We start from the raw sequence: 18,490 nt of genomic DNA, 5'->3' as shown, positions 1-18,490 counted from the left end.
TTTATGAACAACACAGAACTCAAGGAACTACGGGTTACGGCGGCAAAATGCCGGCAAAAGATCCTCCGCATGTGCAAGGCGCATAAGGCGGGACACTTGGGCGGCGCGAATTCCTGTATTGATATCGTGACTGCGCTGTATTTCCATACAATGAAAGTAGATCCCAACAATCCGGAGCTGGAAGACCGCGACCGGTTCGTGCTTTCCGCAGGACACAAATGCCTTGCACAATATACCGCGCTGTGCCAAAAAGGCTTTTTTCCAGAGGACCTGCTGGATACTTATGGCTGTCTGAACTGCCGCATGCCCGGGCATCCAGATATGAAAAAGCTGCCCGGAATTGAAGCAAATACCGGCGCGCTGGGACATGGCCTGTCGATTGCCTGCGGTATGGCGCTGGCATTACGCGCAAAGGGGCTTGACTCCCGGGTTTTTACCATCTTAGGGGATGGTGAACTTGCCGAGGGGACGAACTGGGAGGGGGCAGCAATCGCCCACCATTATAAACTGGATAATCTGACTGCCATTGTCGATAACAACGGCCTACAGATTGGCGGAGATGTGACCCGCATCATGGATTTTTCACCGATTCGTGCGCATTTCGAGGGCTTTGGCTGGGTGGTTCGTGAGATCGACGGACACGACATGGCACAGATCGTGCAGATATTGGATGCGCTGCCGTTTGAAAAGGGAAGACCTTCGCTGATTATTGCGAAAACCATTAAAGGAAAGGGCTTTTCCAAGGCCGAAAATGTAGGGAAATACCATTTCTGGCTGCCGACTCCTGAGGAGATGGAGCTGGCGGAACAGGAAAATGCTGCAGAATTGGAGGCGCTTGAGAATGAGTAATCAGGTAAAGAGCTTTAAAAATGCGCTTAGTGACTGCATGATGGCGGCGGCGGAAAAGGACCCCAGCATTGTTCTGCTGTCCGCGGACAGCGGACCGAATTCCGGTTTTGGGCCGTTTATTGAAAAGTACCCTGACCGGTTTTATGAAATGGGTATTATGGAGGCCGGTGCGGAAAGTGTGGCCTCCGGTATGGCGACCTGCGGCCTGACGCCAATCTTTTGCGCCCCCGCCCCATTCGTCACTGGCCGACCGTATGAGTTTTTCCGCATCGATCTCGGCTATATGCACCAGAATGTTAAGGTGATCGGCCGGAATTGCGGCTTCAGCTATTCAGATCTGGGACCGACTCATTATGGACTGGATGATATTGCACTGGTACGGGCGATACCTGATGTGATGATTCTTGCACCGCAGGACGCCTATGAGCTGGAGGATTGTTTCCAGGCCATGCTGACCTATCGCGGGCCAGTCTATATGCGCGTTCACAACTCCGCGTTGCCGGTACCGGAAGTGCGCCGCCCTTTTGAACTGGGAAAAGCGGTCATTTACGAGGAAGGATCCGATATTTCGATTATTTCGACCGGAAACCTGACACCGAATGTACTGGAGGCTGTGGAACAGCTCAAAGCCTCCGGCCTGCGTCCGACAGTGGTGGGGATCCACACACTGCGGCCGATCGACCGTGATGCCATCCACAAAGCGGCAGAGACAGGAAAGATCGTCACGGTGGAGGAGCATTTTACCGTCGGTGGATTAGGCTCGATCGTGGCCGACATATGTGCAGAGGACTGTCCGGTCCGCATCAAACGCATCGGCGCTCCGCATATTTACACCAGCTCCGGCGAATATCCCGATATGGCGCAGCTATACGGCCTTGACGCGGCAAGCATTGCCCAAGCCGTGGCCGCCTTTGCGCAAGCATAAAAATACCCCCATCCGAAGCATTCGCTTCGGATGGGGGCATCCCTTTGGCGCAGGCTCAGCCGCGCTTTTTCTTTTCCGGCATGTTGTACTGACGGATCAGATAGCGCACATAGGTATTGTTCTCGATCGAGCGCTCACTCATGGTGCAGATCGCCTGCAAAAACTTGTTCATGTTCTGTGGCCTCCCTTGCGGTTTGATTTTTGGATGGTATTTATCATACGCGGTTTGAGAGGAGAAAACAAGACGATATTTAAACAAATAGCACAAAAGTAAATATATTAATTTGTATAATATGATGAAATATACGCTGTAAACCCGCATCTCCTGCCGCAGATCATATTGACTTCTGCGCCTGCATATGGTATGATAAAGCGCAATAAGGGAGTAGTCGGCACGGAGCGTTCCAGCCGTGCGGCAGGGCCAACATACTGGGGAGGACGCTCCTCTGGCTTTGCATGAAATGACGAGACTTATCTGTTCGAGGAGGCAGATGGGTCTTATTTTTTATGCTTTTCTGCCGCCCGTGTACGACAAGGAGGACAAGAAATGGGTTTGTTGGAGCTGTTCATTATCGCGGTGGGGCTGTCCATGGACGCGTTTGCGGTATCCATCTGCAAGGGGTTGAGCGTACGCACGCTCAGGCTGCGGCATGCGCTGGTCACGGGGCTGTATTTCGGCGGTTTCCAGATGCTCATGCCGCTGATCGGGTTCGCGCTCGGGGTGCGGTTCCAAACGCTGATTACCAGCGTGGATCATTGGATCGCGTTTGTGCTGCTGGCCCTGATCGGCGGCAACATGGTCCGCGAGTCGCGCGCGCAGGAGGAGGAAAGCCTGAGCGATTCCTTTTCCTTTGCCACAATGCTGCCGCTCGCGGTGGCGACCAGCATCGATGCGCTGGCCGTGGGCGTGACGTTCGCGTTTCTGCAGGTGGATATCGTGTCGGCGGTGTGCTTTATCGGGGCCACGACCTTTAGCCTGTCCTGCGCGGGCGTTAAGATAGGACACGTATTCGGGGCGAAGTATAAAGCCCGTGCGGAGCTGTTTGGCGGCGTTGTGCTGATCCTGATGGGGCTCAAGATCCTGCTTGAGCATCTGGGCGTGTTGGGGTAATGGTCGCCAAAACAGGAGAAAAGGACGCCGGAAGGCGTCCTTTTCTGCAAAAGCGGATCAGCGGTGGTCTTTGGGGATAGTGTACGCGGTCAGCCCGCGCGGGCAGCCGTTTTTCTCATAAAACGCCTGCGCCTCCGGCTGCGCGCCGAAGTACAGCATGGTCGGGGTATGCGCTTGGGCGAGCCGGAGCAGCCGGCTGCGGATCCCCCGCCTCTGGTGCGAGGGAAGGACGAGTAGCTCGGTGATGGTCCCAAAGTAATAACCGTCCGAAAGGATGCGCAGGCATCCCACAAGCGTCCCGCTGTCATACGCGGTGATATTGATGGTTTTGGATAACGCGGTCTGCGTCCGCTCCCGATCATATTCCCCCGGCCATACCGCATTGACGAAAGGGAGAAACACATCCGCGCGCAGCGTCCGGTCGTCCACCTTGTATTCCATATTCATCCTCCTCTTATCATATGGGAAAAAGGGCGCCTAAACAAGCGCCCTTTTTCCTGAAACCGGCTGCCGCCGTTATTCGCTGAGCAGCATGCGGTCGTTTTCGATATTGAACTTTTCCAGCAGGTCGCGCACGGTGAGGTTTTTCTTTTCCTCCCCGCGGATATCGACGATCACCTTGCCCGCGTCCATCATAATCAGGCGGTTGCCGTACTGGATCGCGTTTTTCATGTTGTGCGTGACCATCAGCGTGGTCAGGTTGTCGCGCGCGACAATCTCCTCGGTGAGCTGCAGCACCTTGTCTGCGGTCTTGGGGTCGAGCGCGGCGGTGTGCTCGTCGAGCAGCAGCAGATCGGGCTTCTGCAGCGTCGCCATCAGCAGCGTCAGCGCCTGGCGCTGCCCGCCGGACAGCAGGCCGACCTTGCTGGTCATGCGGTCCTCCAGCCCGAGGCCGAGCGTGGCGAGCTTTTCATGGTAGAGGGCGCGTTCCTCATTGGTAATGCCGTGGCCCAGGCCGCGCGACTTGCCGCGCCGGTAGGCCAGGGCGAGGTTTTCCTCAATGCCCATGGTGGCGGCCGTACCCATCATGGGGTCCTGAAATACACGGCCGAGGAAGCGCGCGCGCTTATGCTCGGGCAGGTTCGTGAGGTTGAAGCCGTTTAAGCGGATCAGGCCCGCGTCCACCGGATACACGCCCGCGATCAGGTTGAGCGTGGTGGACTTGCCCGCGCCGTTGCCGCCGATAACCGTGACGAAATCGCCGTTTTCCAGCGTCAAATCCAGGCCGTCGATGGCGCGCTTTTCGTTGACCGTACCCGCGTTGAACGTTTTATAGATGCCCTTCAGCTCAAGCATTGCCGTCCTCCTCCTTTTCCGTGCCGCCGGACTTGGCGACCGCCTTGGCCGCGCCCTTGAAGTATTTGTTCTTCCAGTAGGGGATGGCGAGGAAGACCGCCACGACCGCTGCGGTGATGAGCTTGAGGTCGTTGGTGTCCAGGCCGGCGGTCAGCACCACCTGGATGACCACATAGTAGATCACCGCGCCGAACGCCACGCCCAGCAGGCGCAGCGCGAAGTTGCGGAAAATGCGGCTGAACACGACCTCGCCAATGATGACCGCCGCCAGGCCGATAACGATCGCGCCGCGGCCGGCGTTGACATCCGCGAAGCCCTGGTACTGGCAGTACAGCGCGCTGGCCAGCGCGACCAGGCCGTTGGACAGCATCAGGCCGAGCACCTTGTTGAAATTGACGTTGATGCCCTGTGCGCGGCTCATGTTCGGGTTGGCGCCGGTGGCGCGGATAGCGCAGCCGAGCGAGGTGCCGAAGAACCAGTACAGCGCCGCAATCACGATCACGGTGAACACCCCCGCGACAAAGATTGGGTTTTCGAGGGTGAGCTGCTTGACGTTGCGCAGCGATACCAGCAGGTCATAATTGTTCGGGTTGATCGCCATGTTGGCCTTTTTATCCATGATGCGCAGGTTGATGGAGAACAGCGCAAGCTGCGTCAGGATACCGGCGAGGATCGCGGGTATGCCCATAAAGGTATGCAGGATACCGGTAATCAGGCCGGCCAGCATGCCCGCGATGAACGCGCACAGCAGCGCCACCCAGACGTTGACACCGCTCGTCATCAGCATGATGCACACCGCGCCGCCTGTGGCCATGGTGCCGTCTACCGTCAGGTCGGCCAGGTCGAGCACGCGGAACGTGATGAACACGCCGATCGCCATCAGGCCCCAGATCAAACCCTGTGCCGCCGCGCCGGGCAGCGCGGACAGCAGGTTGGAGAAGAATTCCACTTTGATTCCCCCAATAAGTAATCATCTGATAAAGTGCAAAAGCACATTACATATAGTATAACAAAAAAAAGCGGAAAAGCAAAGCCTTTTCCGCTTTTTTCGTCCGGTGGGTCGGGTTATTGGCCGATCGCCTCGTAGCCGTCCGGAATGGTGACGCCGAGCGTCTCGCAGTTGGCGGCGTTGTACATCTTGGTGAAGTTGGGCGCGGGTTCGATGGTCATTTCGCCCGGGTTCGCGTCGTTTACAAGGACTTCGAACGCCATCTCACCGGTGACCTCGCCCAGCTCGTAATAGTCGATGGACAGGGTCGCCACGCCGCAGCCCTCGCAGATGCCCTGCTCGCCCGCGATAACCGGCACGCCCGCCGGCAGGACCACGTTGGCGATCGCTTCCGTGCAGGAGGCGGCGGTGTTATCCGTGGGGATATAGATGACATCGCAGGCGGAAGCCGCGTTCTGGGTGACGGAGGCTACGTCATTCGAGTCGGTAAAGGCGTACTCGGTGCAGGTGTAGCCCATCTCCTCCAGGAAAGGCTTGATGGTGTCCACCTGGTAGCGGGAGTTCGGCTCGGCCGAGCAGAACAGCAGGCCCACGTTCTTTGCATCCGGAAACAGCTCCTGCAACATTTCGGCCTGCCCGTCAAGCGGGGCGAGGTCGGTCGTGCCGGAGATATTGGTTCCGCTGGTAGAGGTGCTGGTCCAGTTATCCACGCCGAGCGCGGTGCCGTAGTCCGAGATCGAGGTGCCGAGGATCGGGATATCCGCGGTCGCGGCCTGCGCGGCCTGCAGCGCAGGCGTTGCGTTGGCCATGATCAGGTCCACGCCCGAAGAAACAAAGCCGTTGACGATGGTGGAGCAGTTGGCCGAATCATTCGCGGCGTTCTGGTAAGCGTATTCGACCGAGCCGCCGGCCGCCTCAATCAGCTCTTTCAGTTTATCCTGAAAGCCCTGGGTTGCTGCGTCGAGCGCTTCATGCTGTACAAGCTGCACGATACCGACATTGTAATCGCCGGCCTGTGCGGCGGCATCGTCCCCGCTGCCGGTGTCCTGCGTCGTAGAATCAGTGTTGGAATTGCCGCAGGCAGCCATGGAAAGCGCCATCGCGCCGGCCATCAGTGCGGCGAGCAATCTCTTTTTCATGAGTAAACCCCTTTTCTGCATAAAATGCGTGTCAAAAACCGGTAAAGCCTGTTGACTTTTACAGTTTAGCAGTTAAAAGAGCATAAGTCAAGGCTGCAGGGCACATTTTTTTGCTGCGGTCGCGGCTGGCTGTCAACTTTTACAAGAATACCCTGCCAAATTGTAAATAAACTGTAAGTATTGACCGATAACGGTTGACCGAAAGGCCGCGGCATTATACAATAACAAAGGAATCAAACGGAGGAAAACCATATGAACATATCTTTTTTTCTCAAACCGAAAATAGAGGTTTCGTACCTGTTCGACGACTGTCCGGTGCGGCAGGCGCTTGACGATATGATGAAAAGCGGGTTTACCGCGATTCCGGTGATCGACCATAATGGGCGTTACATCGGCACGATCGGGGAAGGGGACTTCCTGCGCCTTCTGCTGCGCAAAACGCCTGAGCAGCTCGAAAAAATGACCGTGGGCGAGGTCGAGCGCCGTGTGCGGCACCGGTCGGTGAGCATCGACGCCAAAATGGAGGATATGGTGGATCTCGTAACCGCGCAGAACTTTGTGCCGGTCGCGGATGGACGCGGCATGTTCATCGGCATCGTCACGCGGCATGACGTGATCAAGCACCTGCGCGATACCTGCAGGGCGGAAAAAAACTGACGGAGGGGGAACATAATGGGAAGATCAGGCGGCGGCGGAGGCGGGTTCCGCGGCGGGGGCGGCTTTCGCGGCGGCGGACGGTCCTCCGGCGGTTTTTCCGGCGGCGGGGGACGCAGCGGCGGCAGCTTTGGCGGCGGCGGGTTCCACGGCGGCTTCGGCGGGTTCCGCACGGGACCGGTTATTATTCACAATTCGCGCCGCTACTACGGTGGAGGCGGGCCGAGCGGCGGGAACGGCGGCGGACGCGGTATGACGGTGCTGGTCGCCGTGATCGCCGTGCTGCTGTTTATCGGTGTTCTGCTGGCTTCGGGCGGTATTCCCTCAGGCGGCGGGGTGGCCAAGTCCACGGTGGAGCGGGAAAAGCTGCCCGCCTCGGCCGTGCAGGAGACCGGCTATTATACGGACGAGGGCGGTTGGTTTGGCAACGCCAACCGTCTGGAGGCCGGCATGAAGCAGTTTTATCGGGAAACGGGCGTGCAGCCCTACCTGTACCTGCTGCCAAACGGCGCGGTTACCTCGGTCAGCGAGCTGACCGAAAAAGCGGAGGAGCTGTATCCGCAGCTATTTCAGGATGAGGGGCATTTCCTGCTGGTGTTCTGCGACGACGGGCATGGCTCCTATAACTGCGGCTATACGGCCGGTAGCATGGCCAAGTCCGTGATGGACGACGAGGCGGTCGGCATCCTTGCCGACTATCTGGACCGGTATTACAGTGACTATTCGATTAGTGAGGAGGAGATTTTCTCCAACGCCTTTGCCAAAACCGGCGAGCGGATCATGACCGTGACCCGATCGCCCGTGGTGCCGGTGGCGGTCTGCGCCGCCGTGGTGGTCGTGGCGGTTCTGGTGTTCCTGACGCTCAAAAAGCGCCGCGAGCAGCGGGAGCGGGAGCAGAAGCGCACCGAGGAGATCCTGAAAACGCCGCTGGAAAAGTTCGAAGACCAGGAAGTTGAGGATCTGGCAAAGAAATATGAGGATAAACCATAAGCAAAAAGAAACCGTGTGGAAAAGGAGTAAAAAATCATGGGCATTCTAGAACGTTTCACCGACATTATCAAGGCAAACATCAACGACCTGCTCGATCGGGCGGAGGATCCGGCGAAAATGATCGACCAATACCTGCGCGACCTGACCGAGAACTTGGCCGAGGTAAAAAAGGAGACCGCGGGCGTGATGGCGCAGGAATCTCGCGCAAGGCGCATGGTGGAGGATAATCGGGTCGAGACCGAAAAATACGACGGTTTGGCGCGCAAGGCGCTGCAGGCTGGAAATGAGGGCGACGCGCGCGTGTTCCTCGCCAAAAAGCAGCGGCTTACTGAAAAGGCCGCCTCGCTGCAGGCGACCTATGACGCCGCGCACGAAAACGCACAGAAGATGCGCCAGATGCACGATAAGCTGGTCGAGGACATTGGCACGCTGAACGCCCGCCGCGAAATGATTAAGGCAAAGGTCGCGGTTGCCAAGACCCAGCAGAAGGTCAACGAGTTTTCCTCGTCCGCGGACAAGGCCGCGGGCGCGATGAGCGCGTTCGAGCGCATGGAGGCCAAGGCCGACGAGATGCTTGACCGTTCAAGCGCGATGGCCGAGCTGAACGGGCAGCCGAAGGACGAGGCCGCGGAGCTGGAAAAGAAATACGCCCAAGCGGGCGCTTCCTCCGCGGTAGACGAAGAGCTTGCCAGACTGAAAGCAGAGATGGGCCTGTAACCGGTCAGCCAGAGCAAAGGGGAGAGCGAAGCCGCTCTCCCCTTTTTATTGCGCCTGTTTCCGGTAGACACTGGGCGATATGCCGGTGTATTTTTTAAAAATATAGCTGAAATAGTGCGGCTCATTGTAGCCGATGGCGTAGGCGATGTCGGCGAGCCGCAGGTCGGTCTCGCGCAGCAGGCGTTTGCTCCGCTCGACGCGGAACCGCGTCAGGTATTCCACAAAGGTCTGTCCCATCTGCTGGGAAAATACCGTGCTGAAATGGTTGGGGCTGAAGCCCACCTCGGCCGCCACCGTGTTGAGCGAAAGGTCGTTGTCCGCAAAATGCCGGCGGATATAGTCCTTGGCGCGTTGCAGCTCCTCCCCGTACCGCACGCCCTGCTTGCGGTCGCGCTGCAGGATGACGGCCTCCACCAGCGAGCGGGCAAAGGCAAGCGTGTCCGGATAGGTCACAACAGCTTTCATCAGGGTATCGCTGTTTCCAGCGTCCCGCAGGATGGCGGGCTGCTCCGCGTCGATGCTCTGCAGCAGGCGCATGGAGGAAACGACCAGATCGGCCAGCAGGTAATACCGGTACAATAGGCTGGAGCCGTTTTCCTCACGCGCGGAGCCGAAGTGGTGCTCGAGCAGGAAATCGATATCCTCCTGCGACACGTGGCGCAACCGTTCCGCAAGCGGGACTGCTTCGGTGAAATCGAACTGGGGGAACAGGCCGTGTTCCAGATCAAGCGCGCTGAGGATTGAGCCGTGCGGCTGGCCGACCAGCCCGCCGAGCGAGCGCCTGGCATCCTGATAGGAGCGCGGCAGCTCGCTCAGCCGCGGCACGATCGAGCCGATGCCGGCGGAAAGGCTGGCGTTCATCATGCGTTCGGCCTCGTGCTTGAGCGCCTGCGCGGTTTCATAGGCGGTTTCAAGGAGTCCATCATTTTCTCCGGCCTTGAGCAGCAGGAGGAAGCCGTCCCCGCGGCCGCACCACAGGATATCCTCCCGTTCGTCGAGCATGCGGCCGAGCAGCAGGCAGAATTGGCGGCGCAGCAGACTTTCCGAAACATCCCCTGTATCCGAGCGGATGTCCAGGCAGCAGATCAGATATTGCCGCGCGGCGAGCGAAAGGCCGAGCTTTTCCGCCCGCGCCAGCGCGTCCGAGGCGGAAAAGACCTCATCCAGCAGCTCGTTGAGGAAATGGCTGACCATTACACCGCGTTTGCGCGCGGAGGCGTTTTCCGTATCCAGGCCGGTGAAATAGGAGGCGCGCTCCTCCTCGATCTTGCGCGCGGTCTTTTCCAGGCTTCCCAGAAGCTGCGGCATGGTGACCGGCTTGAGGATGTATTCATCCACGCCGAGCGAGACCGCCTTGCGCGCGTATTCAAATTCGTCGTGGCCGCTCAAAATGAGGATATGCACCCAAGGCATTTTCGCGCGGATCATTTCGCACAGCTCCAGGCCGTCCAGAAAGGGCATGCGGATATCGGTCAGCAGGATATCCGGCTTAAGCTCCTGGATCATGGGCAGGGCCAGCTCGCCATCCGAGGCTTCCCCGCAGATGGCGTATTGGTTTTCCGCGCTCTGCAGGAGTTCGCGGATGCCTTTGCGCACGACCTCCTCGTCGTCCACAATAAATAATTGATACATGGTGTTTCCTCCGTCAGTCCATACGGCAGGGGATGGTGAATGATATGGTCGTGCCGGACCGGTAGGCGCTTTGAATATCCAGGCCGGAGTTGTTGTAATAAAGGCGGATACGCTGGTTGACGTTGTACAGGCCGAAGCCGGCCTGCGGGCCGGCGTCCGAGGTCAGCGCCGCGCGCACCTCTGCCAGCCGCTCCGCGGGCATGCCGATGCCGGTATCCGACACTGAGAACGTCATGGTCTGGTCGGGATTGCGCCGGCCGGTGACAGTGATCAGGCCGCGCCCCCGCTTTTTCTTGATGCCGTGATAGATCGCGTTCTCCACAAGGGGCTGAAGCAACAGCTTGAGTATGGGACAGGGGGCGAGCGACGCCTCCACATCGATGCGGTACTGCATGATGCTTTCATAGCGCACGGCCTGTATTTTCAGATAGCTTTCCACATGGGACAGCTCCTGGCCGACAGTGATATAGTCGCTGCCGCCGCTCAGCGAGATACGGAAAAACTGGGTCAGCGCCATAGTGATATCCACGACCGCCTGATTTTCCTTCTGCTGTGCCAGCCAGACGATCGTATCCAGCGTGTTATAAATAAAATGCGGGGTGATCTGCGCCTGCAGGGTGCGCATTTCTGCTTTGCGCAGACTGCGCTGGTCCGCAATGCGGTTCTCGATCAGCTCGTCAAGCTGGTCGGCCATGGTGTTGAGGCTGCGGGTCAGGGTGTCCAGCTCGGATACGGAGGGCGGCGCGGCGCGCGCCTCCAGATTGCCCGCCGCGAGCTGGACCGACATGGCCTCCAGCCTGCCGATCGGCTCGCGGATGTCCCGCTGCACCGACCGGCAGGAATCCACCGCCGCCATGATGATCACCAGCAGCAGCAGTGCGGCGAGAAAGGTGATTGCGATCGAGCAGGAGCGCAACTGTCCGTTGATATCCGAGATCACGCCGATCTCAATGAAAATATACTCCTGTAGGACCGTGTGGAGCAGGTCGGACACGCTTCGGATCTCGCGCAGGATCTGCTCGTTGGAATACATGACCGAATGGCGGTAGGAGGGTGCGCCCAGCTCCTCCATATAGGAGGACATCGTATCCACGAGCCGCACGGCGGCCTCTACCTGCTGGCGGCTTTCATAGATTTCGGTTTCGTAAAGCAGGCGGTCCAGGCGGGTGGAGATCTCATCCATGATGTGCTCCTGCGCTCCTGCCTGGTAAGCCTGGTTTCCGGCAACGATATCCCAAAGCTCGCTTTCCAGGCGGGCGCCGGACAGATCGACGATGGCGCGCGCATCCGAGATATAGTTGATATGCTGGTGGTAACGCGCGGTCGTGGGAAGCAGGAACAGGAGCAGAAGTATGGTCGGCACGGACAGCAGGCCCACGATGAACAGATAAGAGGAATGCAGGCGGCGCTGAATGCTCTGCTGTTTTTTCATGGCCCGATCCCTCCGTTGACCAGCAGGGTCCCGGGGAGAAGCGTGTTCTCAGCGGGCGACCCGCCTTGTTCCAGCATCCAGACCAGATCGATGACCGTTGTGCCGAAATCGGTGAGGTCGCACTGGCCGAGCGCGTTGATTTTGCCATCGGAAAAGGCCTGCATCACGCTTTCCCCGCCGCCGAGGGAAAATATACGCACGTCGCTGCCCGGCCGCAGGCCGTTTGCCTCGAGCGCGTCGATCACGCCGAGCGTCATTCCATCGTTATAGGACAGCACGGTGTCGAATTCATATTCGTTGCGCAGCAGGGAGCGGATCAGCTCATAGGCGCGCGAGCGCATATAATCCCCGCCCACGCTGAAGCAGAGACGGTATTGGCTGCTTTGGGAAAGCGAATCCTGAAACCCGTCCGAGATATCGTGCGCCGCCGAGGAGGCTACCGTGCCGCCGAGCTGGACGAGCTGGAACCCGTCGCTGCCGCTCTGGCACAGCGTTGCCGCAAGCTGTCCGGACAGGGCGTAATAGTCGAAGCCGACATGGTAGACCTGACAGGCGCTATCCTGCGGGCCGCCCGCGGCGGATTGGGACAGACGCTCGTTAATCGTAATCAGCGGGATTTCAGCCTCTGCGGCTTCGGACAGGATGTATTCCCAGCCGTTTTCCATTACCGGGGAAAAGATGATGGCATTCGTCCGGTAAACCAGGAGCGTGCGGATCGCGTCGATCTGGTCGGCCTGCGTGCGCGCGGTCTGGATGGTGGTTACCTGGATATGGCTGCGGCGCGCGGCCTGCTGGATGCTGTCGTACATCTGCTGCTTCCAGTCGTCCTCGCAGTCGGTCAGCACAAGGCCGATCACAACGTCAGGCGTGGCCGTGCCGCGGCCGGAGGGCTGGAACAGGATCACGCTTTCCACCAGCAGCATGCCGGCGACAATCGCGGCGATCGCGAGCAGGAGCGGTTTTCTGACCGGCATGAGCATTCCTCCATTTCCGTCCGGCGCAGCGGATAAAACGCGCGGCCGCAACAGTATACCATAATAAAAAATCATATCGGAAACCGGAGGCTGTTGCAACTGGAAACAAATTCCGCATGGGTGCATTGTGTAGGAAAATGTTGTATATTTGCAAAAAATACGAAAAATAAATGGGGAATGTAGAAAAAATAATGCGGAAAATGGAGGAGGTACGAATTTTTCTGATATTTTTTTGTTAGTGGGGCGGGCTGCGAAAATTTCTCGTAAGTTTGTGCATTTCCATGCGGGGAACTGACCCTTATACTAAAACTGCGATCCGACAGGAGACGGAGAAGAAAGAGACAAGAGATAAGGAGGCAATATTATGAAAAAGAGAATGCTATCATTACTGAGCCTGCTGCTGGCGGGCATGCTGACCCTGACCGCCTGCGGTAACGGCGGCCAGACAACAGGCGGCCAGACCGATGAGGATATGGGTGACGCCCAGGCCGAAACCACGGATGTGGGCGAGGGCATGGTGGATACCTCGCAGTTCAAGAAGGACGGGCCGTATACCATTGGCTTTTCCAACATCTCGGTGGTCAACACGTTCCGCGTGCAGATGGTGCGCGAGCTGGAATACGCGGCCGAGCAGGCGGGCGTGACCCTGTATACGACGGACGCGGGCGGCGATACCTCCAAGCAGGTATCCGATATTCAGGACCTGATGGCGCGCGGCATCGATGCGCTGCTGGTCGCGCCGGGCTCCACGACCGCCACCAACGCGGTGACCAGGAAAGCGATCGACCAGGGCATACCGGTCATTGTCTTCAACTCCGAGGTAGAGGACGAGAGTGCGTTTACCGGCTATGTGGGTACGGACGCGATCGAGTTCGGCTATGTTATGGGCAAATGGCTGCTCAATGAGCTGGATGGCAAGGGCAACATCATCGTTCTGGACGGCACGGCCGGCGCGGGTGTCGGCGAGATGCGCCACCAAGGGCTGCAAAAAGCGCTGGACGAGCTGCCGGACGGCGGCAAGAACATCAATATCCTCGCCACCTATTATGCCGACTGGGCCTATGACAAGGGCAAGCAGGCGACCGAGCAGGCGCTCGCGGCCTATCCGGATATTGACGGCGTATGGTCGCAGGGCGGTGCCATGACGCAAGGCGCGATCGAAGCGTTCCAGGCGGCAGGACGCCCGCTGGTACCGATGACCGGCGAGGACAGCAACGGTTTCCTCAAGCTGTGGAAAGAAGCGCAGTCCGAAGGCTTCAAGTCCATCGCGGCGAGCGATGCCGCTTGGCAGGGCGAGGTCGCGCTTGAGGCCGCGCTCAAGGCGCTGGCCGGCGAGCCGATCGAAAAGTACAACTATATTCCGGTGCCGACGATTACCGACGCCGATATTGACCAGTATGTCCGGCCGGAATACTCGGATGCCTATTGGTGCAACACCAAGATGCCCAAGGAGGTAGCGGACCAGTACTATCTTGAGTGACTGACAGGAAGAGAGGGAATGGATTTGCGACAGACGGTTCTCGAAGCTAAGGACATCTGCAAATCGTTTTACGATAACCTGGTGCTTGATCATGTAAACTTTAGCTGTACGTCCGGCGAGATCCATACCCTCGTTGGGGAAAACGGCGCCGGAAAATCCACGCTGATGCGTATTTTTTCCGGCGTCTACCAGCCGACGTCGGGCGAGCTGTACCTGAACGGCAAGCCAGTCAAATTCACCGGCACGCTGCAGGCGCAGCAGGCGGGCGTCAGCATCATCCATCAGGAATTTAATCTGGTGCCGCACATGAGCATCGCGGAAAATATCTTTTTAGGGCGTCAACTGCGGAAAAAGGGTGGGAACCTTGATTTTCCAGCCATGCGGCGGCGTACAGAGGAGCTGTCCCGCATGATGCGCATGGAACTGGAACCGGATGCGCCGGTGTGCAGCCTGACGGTGGCGCAGCAGCAGATGGTCGAGATCATGAAAGCGATCGAGCTGGATACCCAGATCATCATTATGGACGAGCCGACCGCGGCGCTCACGCCGGTAGAGGTAAGCTCGCTGTTCGCAGCCATGCGTCGGCTGCGGGACGAAGGACGGACGATCATTTACATATCCCACCGCCTAAACGAGGTGTTTGATATCTCGGACCGTATTACCGTGCTCAAGGACGGTGTTATGGCCGCGACCCTGCGCACGGAGGAGACGACAAAGGACGAGGTGGTTAGCCTGATGGTCGGCCGCAAGCTGGATAATATTTTCCCGCCGCGCGACGAGGCGGCGGCGGGAGAGGTACGGCTGCAGGCCGAAGGCCTGGTGATTGCGCCCGGCAAGGGGCCGGCAAGTTTTTCCGTCCGCGCGGGAGAGATACTCGGCGTGACCGGACTGGAGGGACAGGGACAGCGGGAGCTGCTGCGTGCGCTGTTTGGGCTGCACCGGCTGGCCGCGGGGAAAATCTTTATTGACGGGCAGGAGGTCCGTATCCGCAGCACCAGGGAGGCGATGGCGCACGGCGTCACCTTCCTGACCGATGACCGGAAGAACGAGGGCTTGTGCCTGGACCTGCCGATCTATCGCAACATCAGCCTGCCGGTATTCCGCAGGCTGAAGACCGGACCGTTCCTCACCGTGCAGGCGGAACGGCAGGAAACGCAGCGCTACATGGAGCTGATGAACATTAAGGCGGAAAGCTCGGCCAAGCTGGTGCGAAAGCTGTCCGGCGGCAACCAGCAGAAGGTATTGCTCGGGAAATGCCTGTCGCCCGCACCCAAGGTCCTTTTGGTGCATGAGCCCACGCGCGGCATCGACGTGGCGGCAAAGATCGAGATTTATACGCTGCTCAAAAAGCTGGCGCGCGAGGAACAGGTCGCAGTCGTGATGGTATCAAGCGACCTGATGGAGGTGCTCAATGTCAGCGACCGCATCCTGGTTGTTTACGGCGGCGGCATCAGCGGCGAGCTTGCAGCGGCGGACGCGACCGAGGAAAGCGTGATGCGCCTTGCGACGGGCGTGGCGAAGGAGGCGGCGGTATGAATCTGCGTGCGTTTATCAAAAGGCATGACAATCTGTTTATCGTTTACGCGATCCTGCTGGCCGTTGCGGTGGTGGGCGCGGTATCCTCTCCGCGCTTCCTGACCGGAATCAACCTCGGCAACATCATGGAGCAGGCGGTGGGGCTTGGCATCGTGGCGCTCGGCCAGGTGCTGACCATACTGCTGGCGGGCATTGACCTGTCGGTCGGCGCGGTGGTCAGCATGTCTACCGCGATCATGTCGCTGGAGCTGTCCGGCGGCGCGGCGGGTATCCTGCTCAATATCCTCCTTACGCTGGCCGCGGGCGCGCTGGTCGGTGTGTTCAACGGCTTCGGCATCGTGCGCCTGCGCATCCCGCCGTTTATCATGACGCTGTCCACCATGTGCATCGTCAACGGCGTCGCGCTCAAAATCCGGCCCGTACCGGGCGGGTCGATCCCCTATGAATTCATGGATCTGCTGTTCGGGCGGATCGGCATTTTCCCGCACGCGGTGCTGCTGTGGGCGGTGGCCGGCGCGCTGCTGGTCTGGCTGCTGGGCAGCCGCCGTCTGGGACGGAATCTGTATGCGGTCGGTGGCAACCCGACGACCGCCGCACTTTCCGGCATACCGGTCGGGCGGGTGCGCATGCAGGCGCATATCCTGTGCTCGGTCCTGGCGGCGGTGGGCGGCATTTGCGTCGCCGCGCGCATGGGCTCGGGCGACGCCACGCTGGGCGAGACCTACAGTATGGATTCCGTGACCGTGTGCGTACTGGGCGGCGTGAGCCTGTTCGGGGGCCAGGGCAATATCGTGGGCCTGTTGGCCTCGACCTTTATCCTGACCGGAATCAGCAATATCCTGAACATGGTCGGCGTCAGCTCGTATTATCAGTATGTTTTCAAGGGCTTAATCCTGCTGGTCACGGTGCTGGTATTCTCAATCAAGGATAAGCAGAAAGGGTGAGGGCGGTGCAAATGGAAAAAAGCATAAAATGGAAAGACCGCTTTGCCAGGCTGAACGTTCCCATCATTTTCTGGGGCCTGCTCCTGCTGGTGGTGATACTGGGCTTTGTGTCCCCGAACTCGGTCAAGCCGGCGCACCTGCTTGACTTTACCCGACAGGCGGCGCCGATGATCCTGGTCGCGATCGGCCAGACCATCGTTATGATGATCGGCGGGCTGGATCTGTCGGTCGCGGCAGTCATGGTGCTGATCGACGTGGTTGCCGCGCAGATGATGATGAACGACCCGTCCCGCGCCGTGCCGGTCGCGCTGTTATGCCTGTGCATCGGCATGGTGGTGGGTCTGGTCAACGGCTTCCTGTGCGCGGTCATGCATATGCCGAGCTTTGTGGTTACATTGGGCATGAGCACGCTGCTGCTGGGCGTGACGCTGCTGTACAGCGGCGGCTCGCCGAAAGGCTCGATTCCGGATAACTTCCGTTTTCTGGGTACCGGCTTTGCCGGAAAGATACCGATGGCCGCAATCGTCTGGCTGGTGATAGCGGCGGTGGTGATACTGGTCATGCGTTTCCTGCCGATCGGACGGTATATCATGGCGACCGGCGTCAATCCAATGGCAGTGTACCAGTCGGGCGTTGATCCAGTGCGGATACAATTGACCTGCTATGTGCTCTGCGGCCTGTTTGCCGCGCTTGCAGGGCTGCAGATATCCGCCTATATCGGCACCGCCAGCCTGCAGCTCGGCGAGGACTACCAGACGCGCTCGATCGCGGTCGCGCTGCTCGGCGGCGCGGCGTTCACCGGCGGCAAGGGCAGCATTTTCGGCACCATACTCGCCAGCCTGTTCATGGTGGTCATGTCCAGCCTGATCGCGGTACTCAACATGGACGCAGGGGACCAGAATATCATCCAAGGTGTAATCATCCTGGTGGGCCTGCTGCTCAGCGGAATGAAGAAAGACGACTAACCCCCTGCATAAAGGAGCAAAACAAATGAAAGGACTTGAATTTGCCATCATCCGGTATGGGTCGATCTGGAACGATCCGGCCTTTAACGTGGCGGTACCCAATCCGGCGACCGCGCACCAGCCGCGGACGGAGAGCGTGTTCTCCGAGTTTCCCGCGTCGTTTATCCTGATCCGCCATCCGGAGGCTGGCTATATCCTGTATGATGTTGGCGATTTCCCAGACGGGGAAGACGGCATCCCCCGTCCGGATTACTGGAAGGAATATTTCCAGCCCCGCATGGAACGGGAGGATTATGTCGATCGGATATTACCCAGGCACGGCATCGAGCTTTCGGATATTTCCTGTATTATTTTGTCCCATATGCATTATGACCACGCGGGCGGCATCAAGTTTTTCAAGGGTACCAAAGCAGCGCAGAACGTGTATGTACCCCGAGAGGATTTTGCGTATGCCTGCCTCTCCGCACTGACCAATGACGAGGAGCGGAAGACCACCTCCCCCTATTGGCGCAGCGTCGTCACCGCGGGCGGGATTACCTATCACCTGCTTGAGGAGGACGTCGAGCTGTTCCCAGGCGTCCGGCTGTTCCTGATGTCCGGACACACACCGGCGGTTGCGGTGCTGCTGTTGGAGGCGGAAAACGGGAACTACCTGTTTCCGAACGACGCCTGCTCCTGCCGCCTCAATTACGGCCCGCCGACCAGGCCGACCACCATCCTGTACGACAGTCTGGGCTATGAAAAAAGCGTCAAACGCCTGCGCAGGCTCGAGCGGGAATACCAGGCTAAGCTGATTTTTTCGCATGATCTGGAGGAGGACCGCAGCTACCGCCATTTCCCATCATTTTACCGGTAAACGAACTTCTTTTCTTCTCTTTATACCAGTCCCTTGTCAGG

At 58.9% G+C, this 18,490-nt stretch carries 18 protein-coding genes; 11 read left to right on the top strand and 7 right to left on the bottom strand.

Annotated elements, in window-relative coordinates:
* Positions 1-3: 3 nt before the first annotated feature.
* The 3 genes from H8S45_RS02105 (at position 4) to H8S45_RS02095 (ending at position 2,885) form a co-directional block, all read left to right on the top strand.
* Positions 4-849 (top strand): transketolase, encoded by an 846-nt coding sequence (locus H8S45_RS02105; protein WP_054326621.1) that lies wholly within the window; start codon positions 4-6, stop codon positions 847-849.
* Positions 842-1,774, top strand: coding sequence for a transketolase family protein (locus tag H8S45_RS02100; protein ID WP_054326622.1), 933 nt, complete (start codon positions 842-844; stop codon positions 1,772-1,774). Before H8S45_RS02105 ends, H8S45_RS02100 begins: the two co-directional genes overlap by 8 nt.
* A 547-nt stretch (positions 1,775-2,321) precedes the next feature.
* Positions 2,322-2,885, top strand: coding sequence for a manganese efflux pump MntP (locus H8S45_RS02095; protein WP_054326623.1), 564 nt, complete (start codon positions 2,322-2,324; stop codon positions 2,883-2,885).
* A 57-nt stretch (positions 2,886-2,942) separates the two neighbouring features.
* Here H8S45_RS02095 and H8S45_RS02090 read toward each other — a convergent pair whose 3' ends face one another.
* The 4 genes from H8S45_RS02090 to H8S45_RS02075 form a co-directional block, all read right to left on the bottom strand.
* Positions 2,943-3,326 (bottom strand): GNAT family N-acetyltransferase, encoded by a 384-nt coding sequence (locus H8S45_RS02090; protein WP_054326624.1) that lies wholly within the window; start codon positions 3,324-3,326, stop codon positions 2,943-2,945.
* A gap of 75 nt (positions 3,327-3,401) precedes the next feature.
* Positions 3,402-4,181, bottom strand: coding sequence for an ABC transporter ATP-binding protein (locus H8S45_RS02085; RefSeq protein ID WP_107631334.1), 780 nt, complete (start codon positions 4,179-4,181; stop codon positions 3,402-3,404).
* Positions 4,174-5,130, bottom strand: a complete 957-nt coding sequence (locus H8S45_RS02080) for an ABC transporter permease (RefSeq protein WP_147573748.1) — start codon at positions 5,128-5,130, stop codon at positions 4,174-4,176. The genes H8S45_RS02085 and H8S45_RS02080 overlap by 8 nt, the downstream gene beginning before the upstream one ends.
* A gap of 116 nt (positions 5,131-5,246) precedes the next feature.
* Positions 5,247-6,269: an ABC transporter substrate-binding protein gene (locus H8S45_RS02075; RefSeq protein WP_054326627.1), complete on the bottom strand. Its 1,023-nt coding sequence runs from the start codon at positions 6,267-6,269 to the stop codon at positions 5,247-5,249.
* A 252-nt stretch (positions 6,270-6,521) separates the two neighbouring features.
* Here H8S45_RS02075 and H8S45_RS02070 point away from each other — a divergent pair, with 252 nt between their 5' ends.
* Genes H8S45_RS02070 through H8S45_RS02060 form a run of 3 tightly spaced genes read left to right on the top strand, consistent with a single transcriptional unit; the run spans position 6,522 to position 8,630 of the window.
* Positions 6,522-6,926, top strand: coding sequence for a CBS domain-containing protein (locus H8S45_RS02070; protein ID WP_107631332.1), 405 nt, complete (start codon positions 6,522-6,524; stop codon positions 6,924-6,926).
* Positions 6,927-6,941: 15 nt separating this feature from the next.
* Positions 6,942-7,913 carry a hypothetical protein gene (locus tag H8S45_RS02065; RefSeq protein ID WP_153802376.1) on the top strand — a complete coding sequence of 324 codons (972 nt, stop codon included), beginning with the start codon at positions 6,942-6,944 and terminating at the stop codon, positions 7,911-7,913.
* A gap of 36 nt (positions 7,914-7,949) precedes the next feature.
* Entirely contained in the window at positions 7,950-8,630 is a 681-nt protein-coding gene (locus tag H8S45_RS02060; protein WP_054326628.1) for a PspA/IM30 family protein, read from the top strand.
* A 45-nt stretch (positions 8,631-8,675) separates the two neighbouring features.
* On the opposite strand, the gene H8S45_RS02055 is transcribed toward H8S45_RS02060, so the two are convergent.
* From H8S45_RS02055 to H8S45_RS02045, 3 genes are read right to left on the bottom strand one after another with little or no spacing between them, the layout of a single operon-like run.
* The gene (locus H8S45_RS02055; protein ID WP_054326629.1) at positions 8,676-10,262 is read right to left on the bottom strand and encodes a response regulator; all 1,587 of its coding nucleotides are present in this window, start codon (positions 10,260-10,262) and stop codon (positions 8,676-8,678) included.
* 13 nt (positions 10,263-10,275) lie between these two features.
* On the bottom strand, positions 10,276-11,694 hold the full coding sequence (locus tag H8S45_RS02050) for a sensor histidine kinase (RefSeq protein ID WP_054326630.1): 1,419 nt from the start codon (positions 11,692-11,694) through the stop codon (positions 10,276-10,278).
* A complete protein-coding gene (locus H8S45_RS02045) occupies positions 11,691-12,668 on the bottom strand; it encodes a substrate-binding domain-containing protein (RefSeq protein WP_054326631.1) in 978 nt (325 codons plus the stop codon). The genes H8S45_RS02050 and H8S45_RS02045 overlap by 4 nt, the downstream gene beginning before the upstream one ends.
* 364 nt (positions 12,669-13,032) lie before the next feature.
* Here H8S45_RS02045 and H8S45_RS02040 point away from each other — a divergent pair, with 364 nt between their 5' ends.
* From H8S45_RS02040 to H8S45_RS02020, 5 genes are read left to right on the top strand one after another with little or no spacing between them, the layout of a single operon-like run.
* Positions 13,033-14,148, top strand: a complete 1,116-nt coding sequence (locus tag H8S45_RS02040) for an ABC transporter substrate-binding protein (protein WP_054326632.1) — start codon at positions 13,033-13,035, stop codon at positions 14,146-14,148.
* An 18-nt stretch (positions 14,149-14,166) separates the two neighbouring features.
* Entirely contained in the window at positions 14,167-15,684 is a 1,518-nt protein-coding gene (locus H8S45_RS02035; RefSeq protein ID WP_054326633.1) for a sugar ABC transporter ATP-binding protein, read from the top strand.
* Positions 15,681-16,628, top strand: a complete 948-nt coding sequence (locus H8S45_RS02030) for an ABC transporter permease (protein ID WP_054326634.1) — start codon at positions 15,681-15,683, stop codon at positions 16,626-16,628. The genes H8S45_RS02035 and H8S45_RS02030 overlap by 4 nt, the downstream gene beginning before the upstream one ends.
* Positions 16,629-16,639: 11 nt before the next feature.
* Positions 16,640-17,593: an ABC transporter permease gene (locus tag H8S45_RS02025; protein WP_107631328.1), complete on the top strand. Its 954-nt coding sequence runs from the start codon at positions 16,640-16,642 to the stop codon at positions 17,591-17,593.
* Between the two features lie 25 nt (positions 17,594-17,618).
* Positions 17,619-18,449, top strand: coding sequence for an N-acyl homoserine lactonase family protein (locus H8S45_RS02020; protein WP_054326636.1), 831 nt, complete (start codon positions 17,619-17,621; stop codon positions 18,447-18,449).
* The last annotated feature ends 41 nt before the right edge of the window (positions 18,450-18,490 follow it).

This window comes from Agathobaculum faecis (genome assembly GCF_014287995.1).
Classification (GTDB): Bacteria; Bacillota; Clostridia; order Oscillospirales; family Butyricicoccaceae; genus Agathobaculum; species Agathobaculum ammoniilyticum.
The sequence above is the reverse complement of the archived record's forward strand: the minus strand, read 5'-3'. Positions and strand labels throughout refer to the sequence as shown.

Coding starts and splice junctions, on each gene's coding strand:
- H8S45_RS02105 (WP_054326621.1), top strand. CDS start 4: ATGAACAACACAGAACTCAAGGAACTACGGGTTACGGCGGCAAAATGC.
- H8S45_RS02100 (WP_054326622.1), top strand. CDS start 842: ATGAGTAATCAGGTAAAGAGCTTTAAAAATGCGCTTAGTGACTGCATG.
- H8S45_RS02095 (WP_054326623.1), top strand. CDS start 2,322: ATGGGTTTGTTGGAGCTGTTCATTATCGCGGTGGGGCTGTCCATGGAC.
- H8S45_RS02090 (WP_054326624.1), bottom strand. CDS start 3,326: ATGGAATACAAGGTGGACGACCGGACGCTGCGCGCGGATGTGTTTCTC.
- H8S45_RS02085 (WP_107631334.1), bottom strand. CDS start 4,181: ATGCTTGAGCTGAAGGGCATCTATAAAACGTTCAACGCGGGTACGGTC.
- H8S45_RS02075 (WP_054326627.1), bottom strand. CDS start 6,269: ATGAAAAAGAGATTGCTCGCCGCACTGATGGCCGGCGCGATGGCGCTT.
- H8S45_RS02070 (WP_107631332.1), top strand. CDS start 6,522: ATGAACATATCTTTTTTTCTCAAACCGAAAATAGAGGTTTCGTACCTG.
- H8S45_RS02065 (WP_153802376.1), top strand. CDS start 6,942: ATGGGAAGATCAGGCGGCGGCGGAGGCGGGTTCCGCGGCGGGGGCGGC.
- H8S45_RS02060 (WP_054326628.1), top strand. CDS start 7,950: ATGGGCATTCTAGAACGTTTCACCGACATTATCAAGGCAAACATCAAC.
- H8S45_RS02055 (WP_054326629.1), bottom strand. CDS start 10,262: ATGTATCAATTATTTATTGTGGACGACGAGGAGGTCGTGCGCAAAGGC.
- H8S45_RS02050 (WP_054326630.1), bottom strand. CDS start 11,694: ATGAAAAAACAGCAGAGCATTCAGCGCCGCCTGCATTCCTCTTATCTG.
- H8S45_RS02045 (WP_054326631.1), bottom strand. CDS start 12,668: ATGCCGGTCAGAAAACCGCTCCTGCTCGCGATCGCCGCGATTGTCGCC.
- H8S45_RS02040 (WP_054326632.1), top strand. CDS start 13,033: ATGAAAAAGAGAATGCTATCATTACTGAGCCTGCTGCTGGCGGGCATG.
- H8S45_RS02035 (WP_054326633.1), top strand. CDS start 14,167: ATGGATTTGCGACAGACGGTTCTCGAAGCTAAGGACATCTGCAAATCG.
- H8S45_RS02030 (WP_054326634.1), top strand. CDS start 15,681: ATGAATCTGCGTGCGTTTATCAAAAGGCATGACAATCTGTTTATCGTT.
- H8S45_RS02025 (WP_107631328.1), top strand. CDS start 16,640: ATGGAAAAAAGCATAAAATGGAAAGACCGCTTTGCCAGGCTGAACGTT.
- H8S45_RS02020 (WP_054326636.1), top strand. CDS start 17,619: ATGAAAGGACTTGAATTTGCCATCATCCGGTATGGGTCGATCTGGAAC.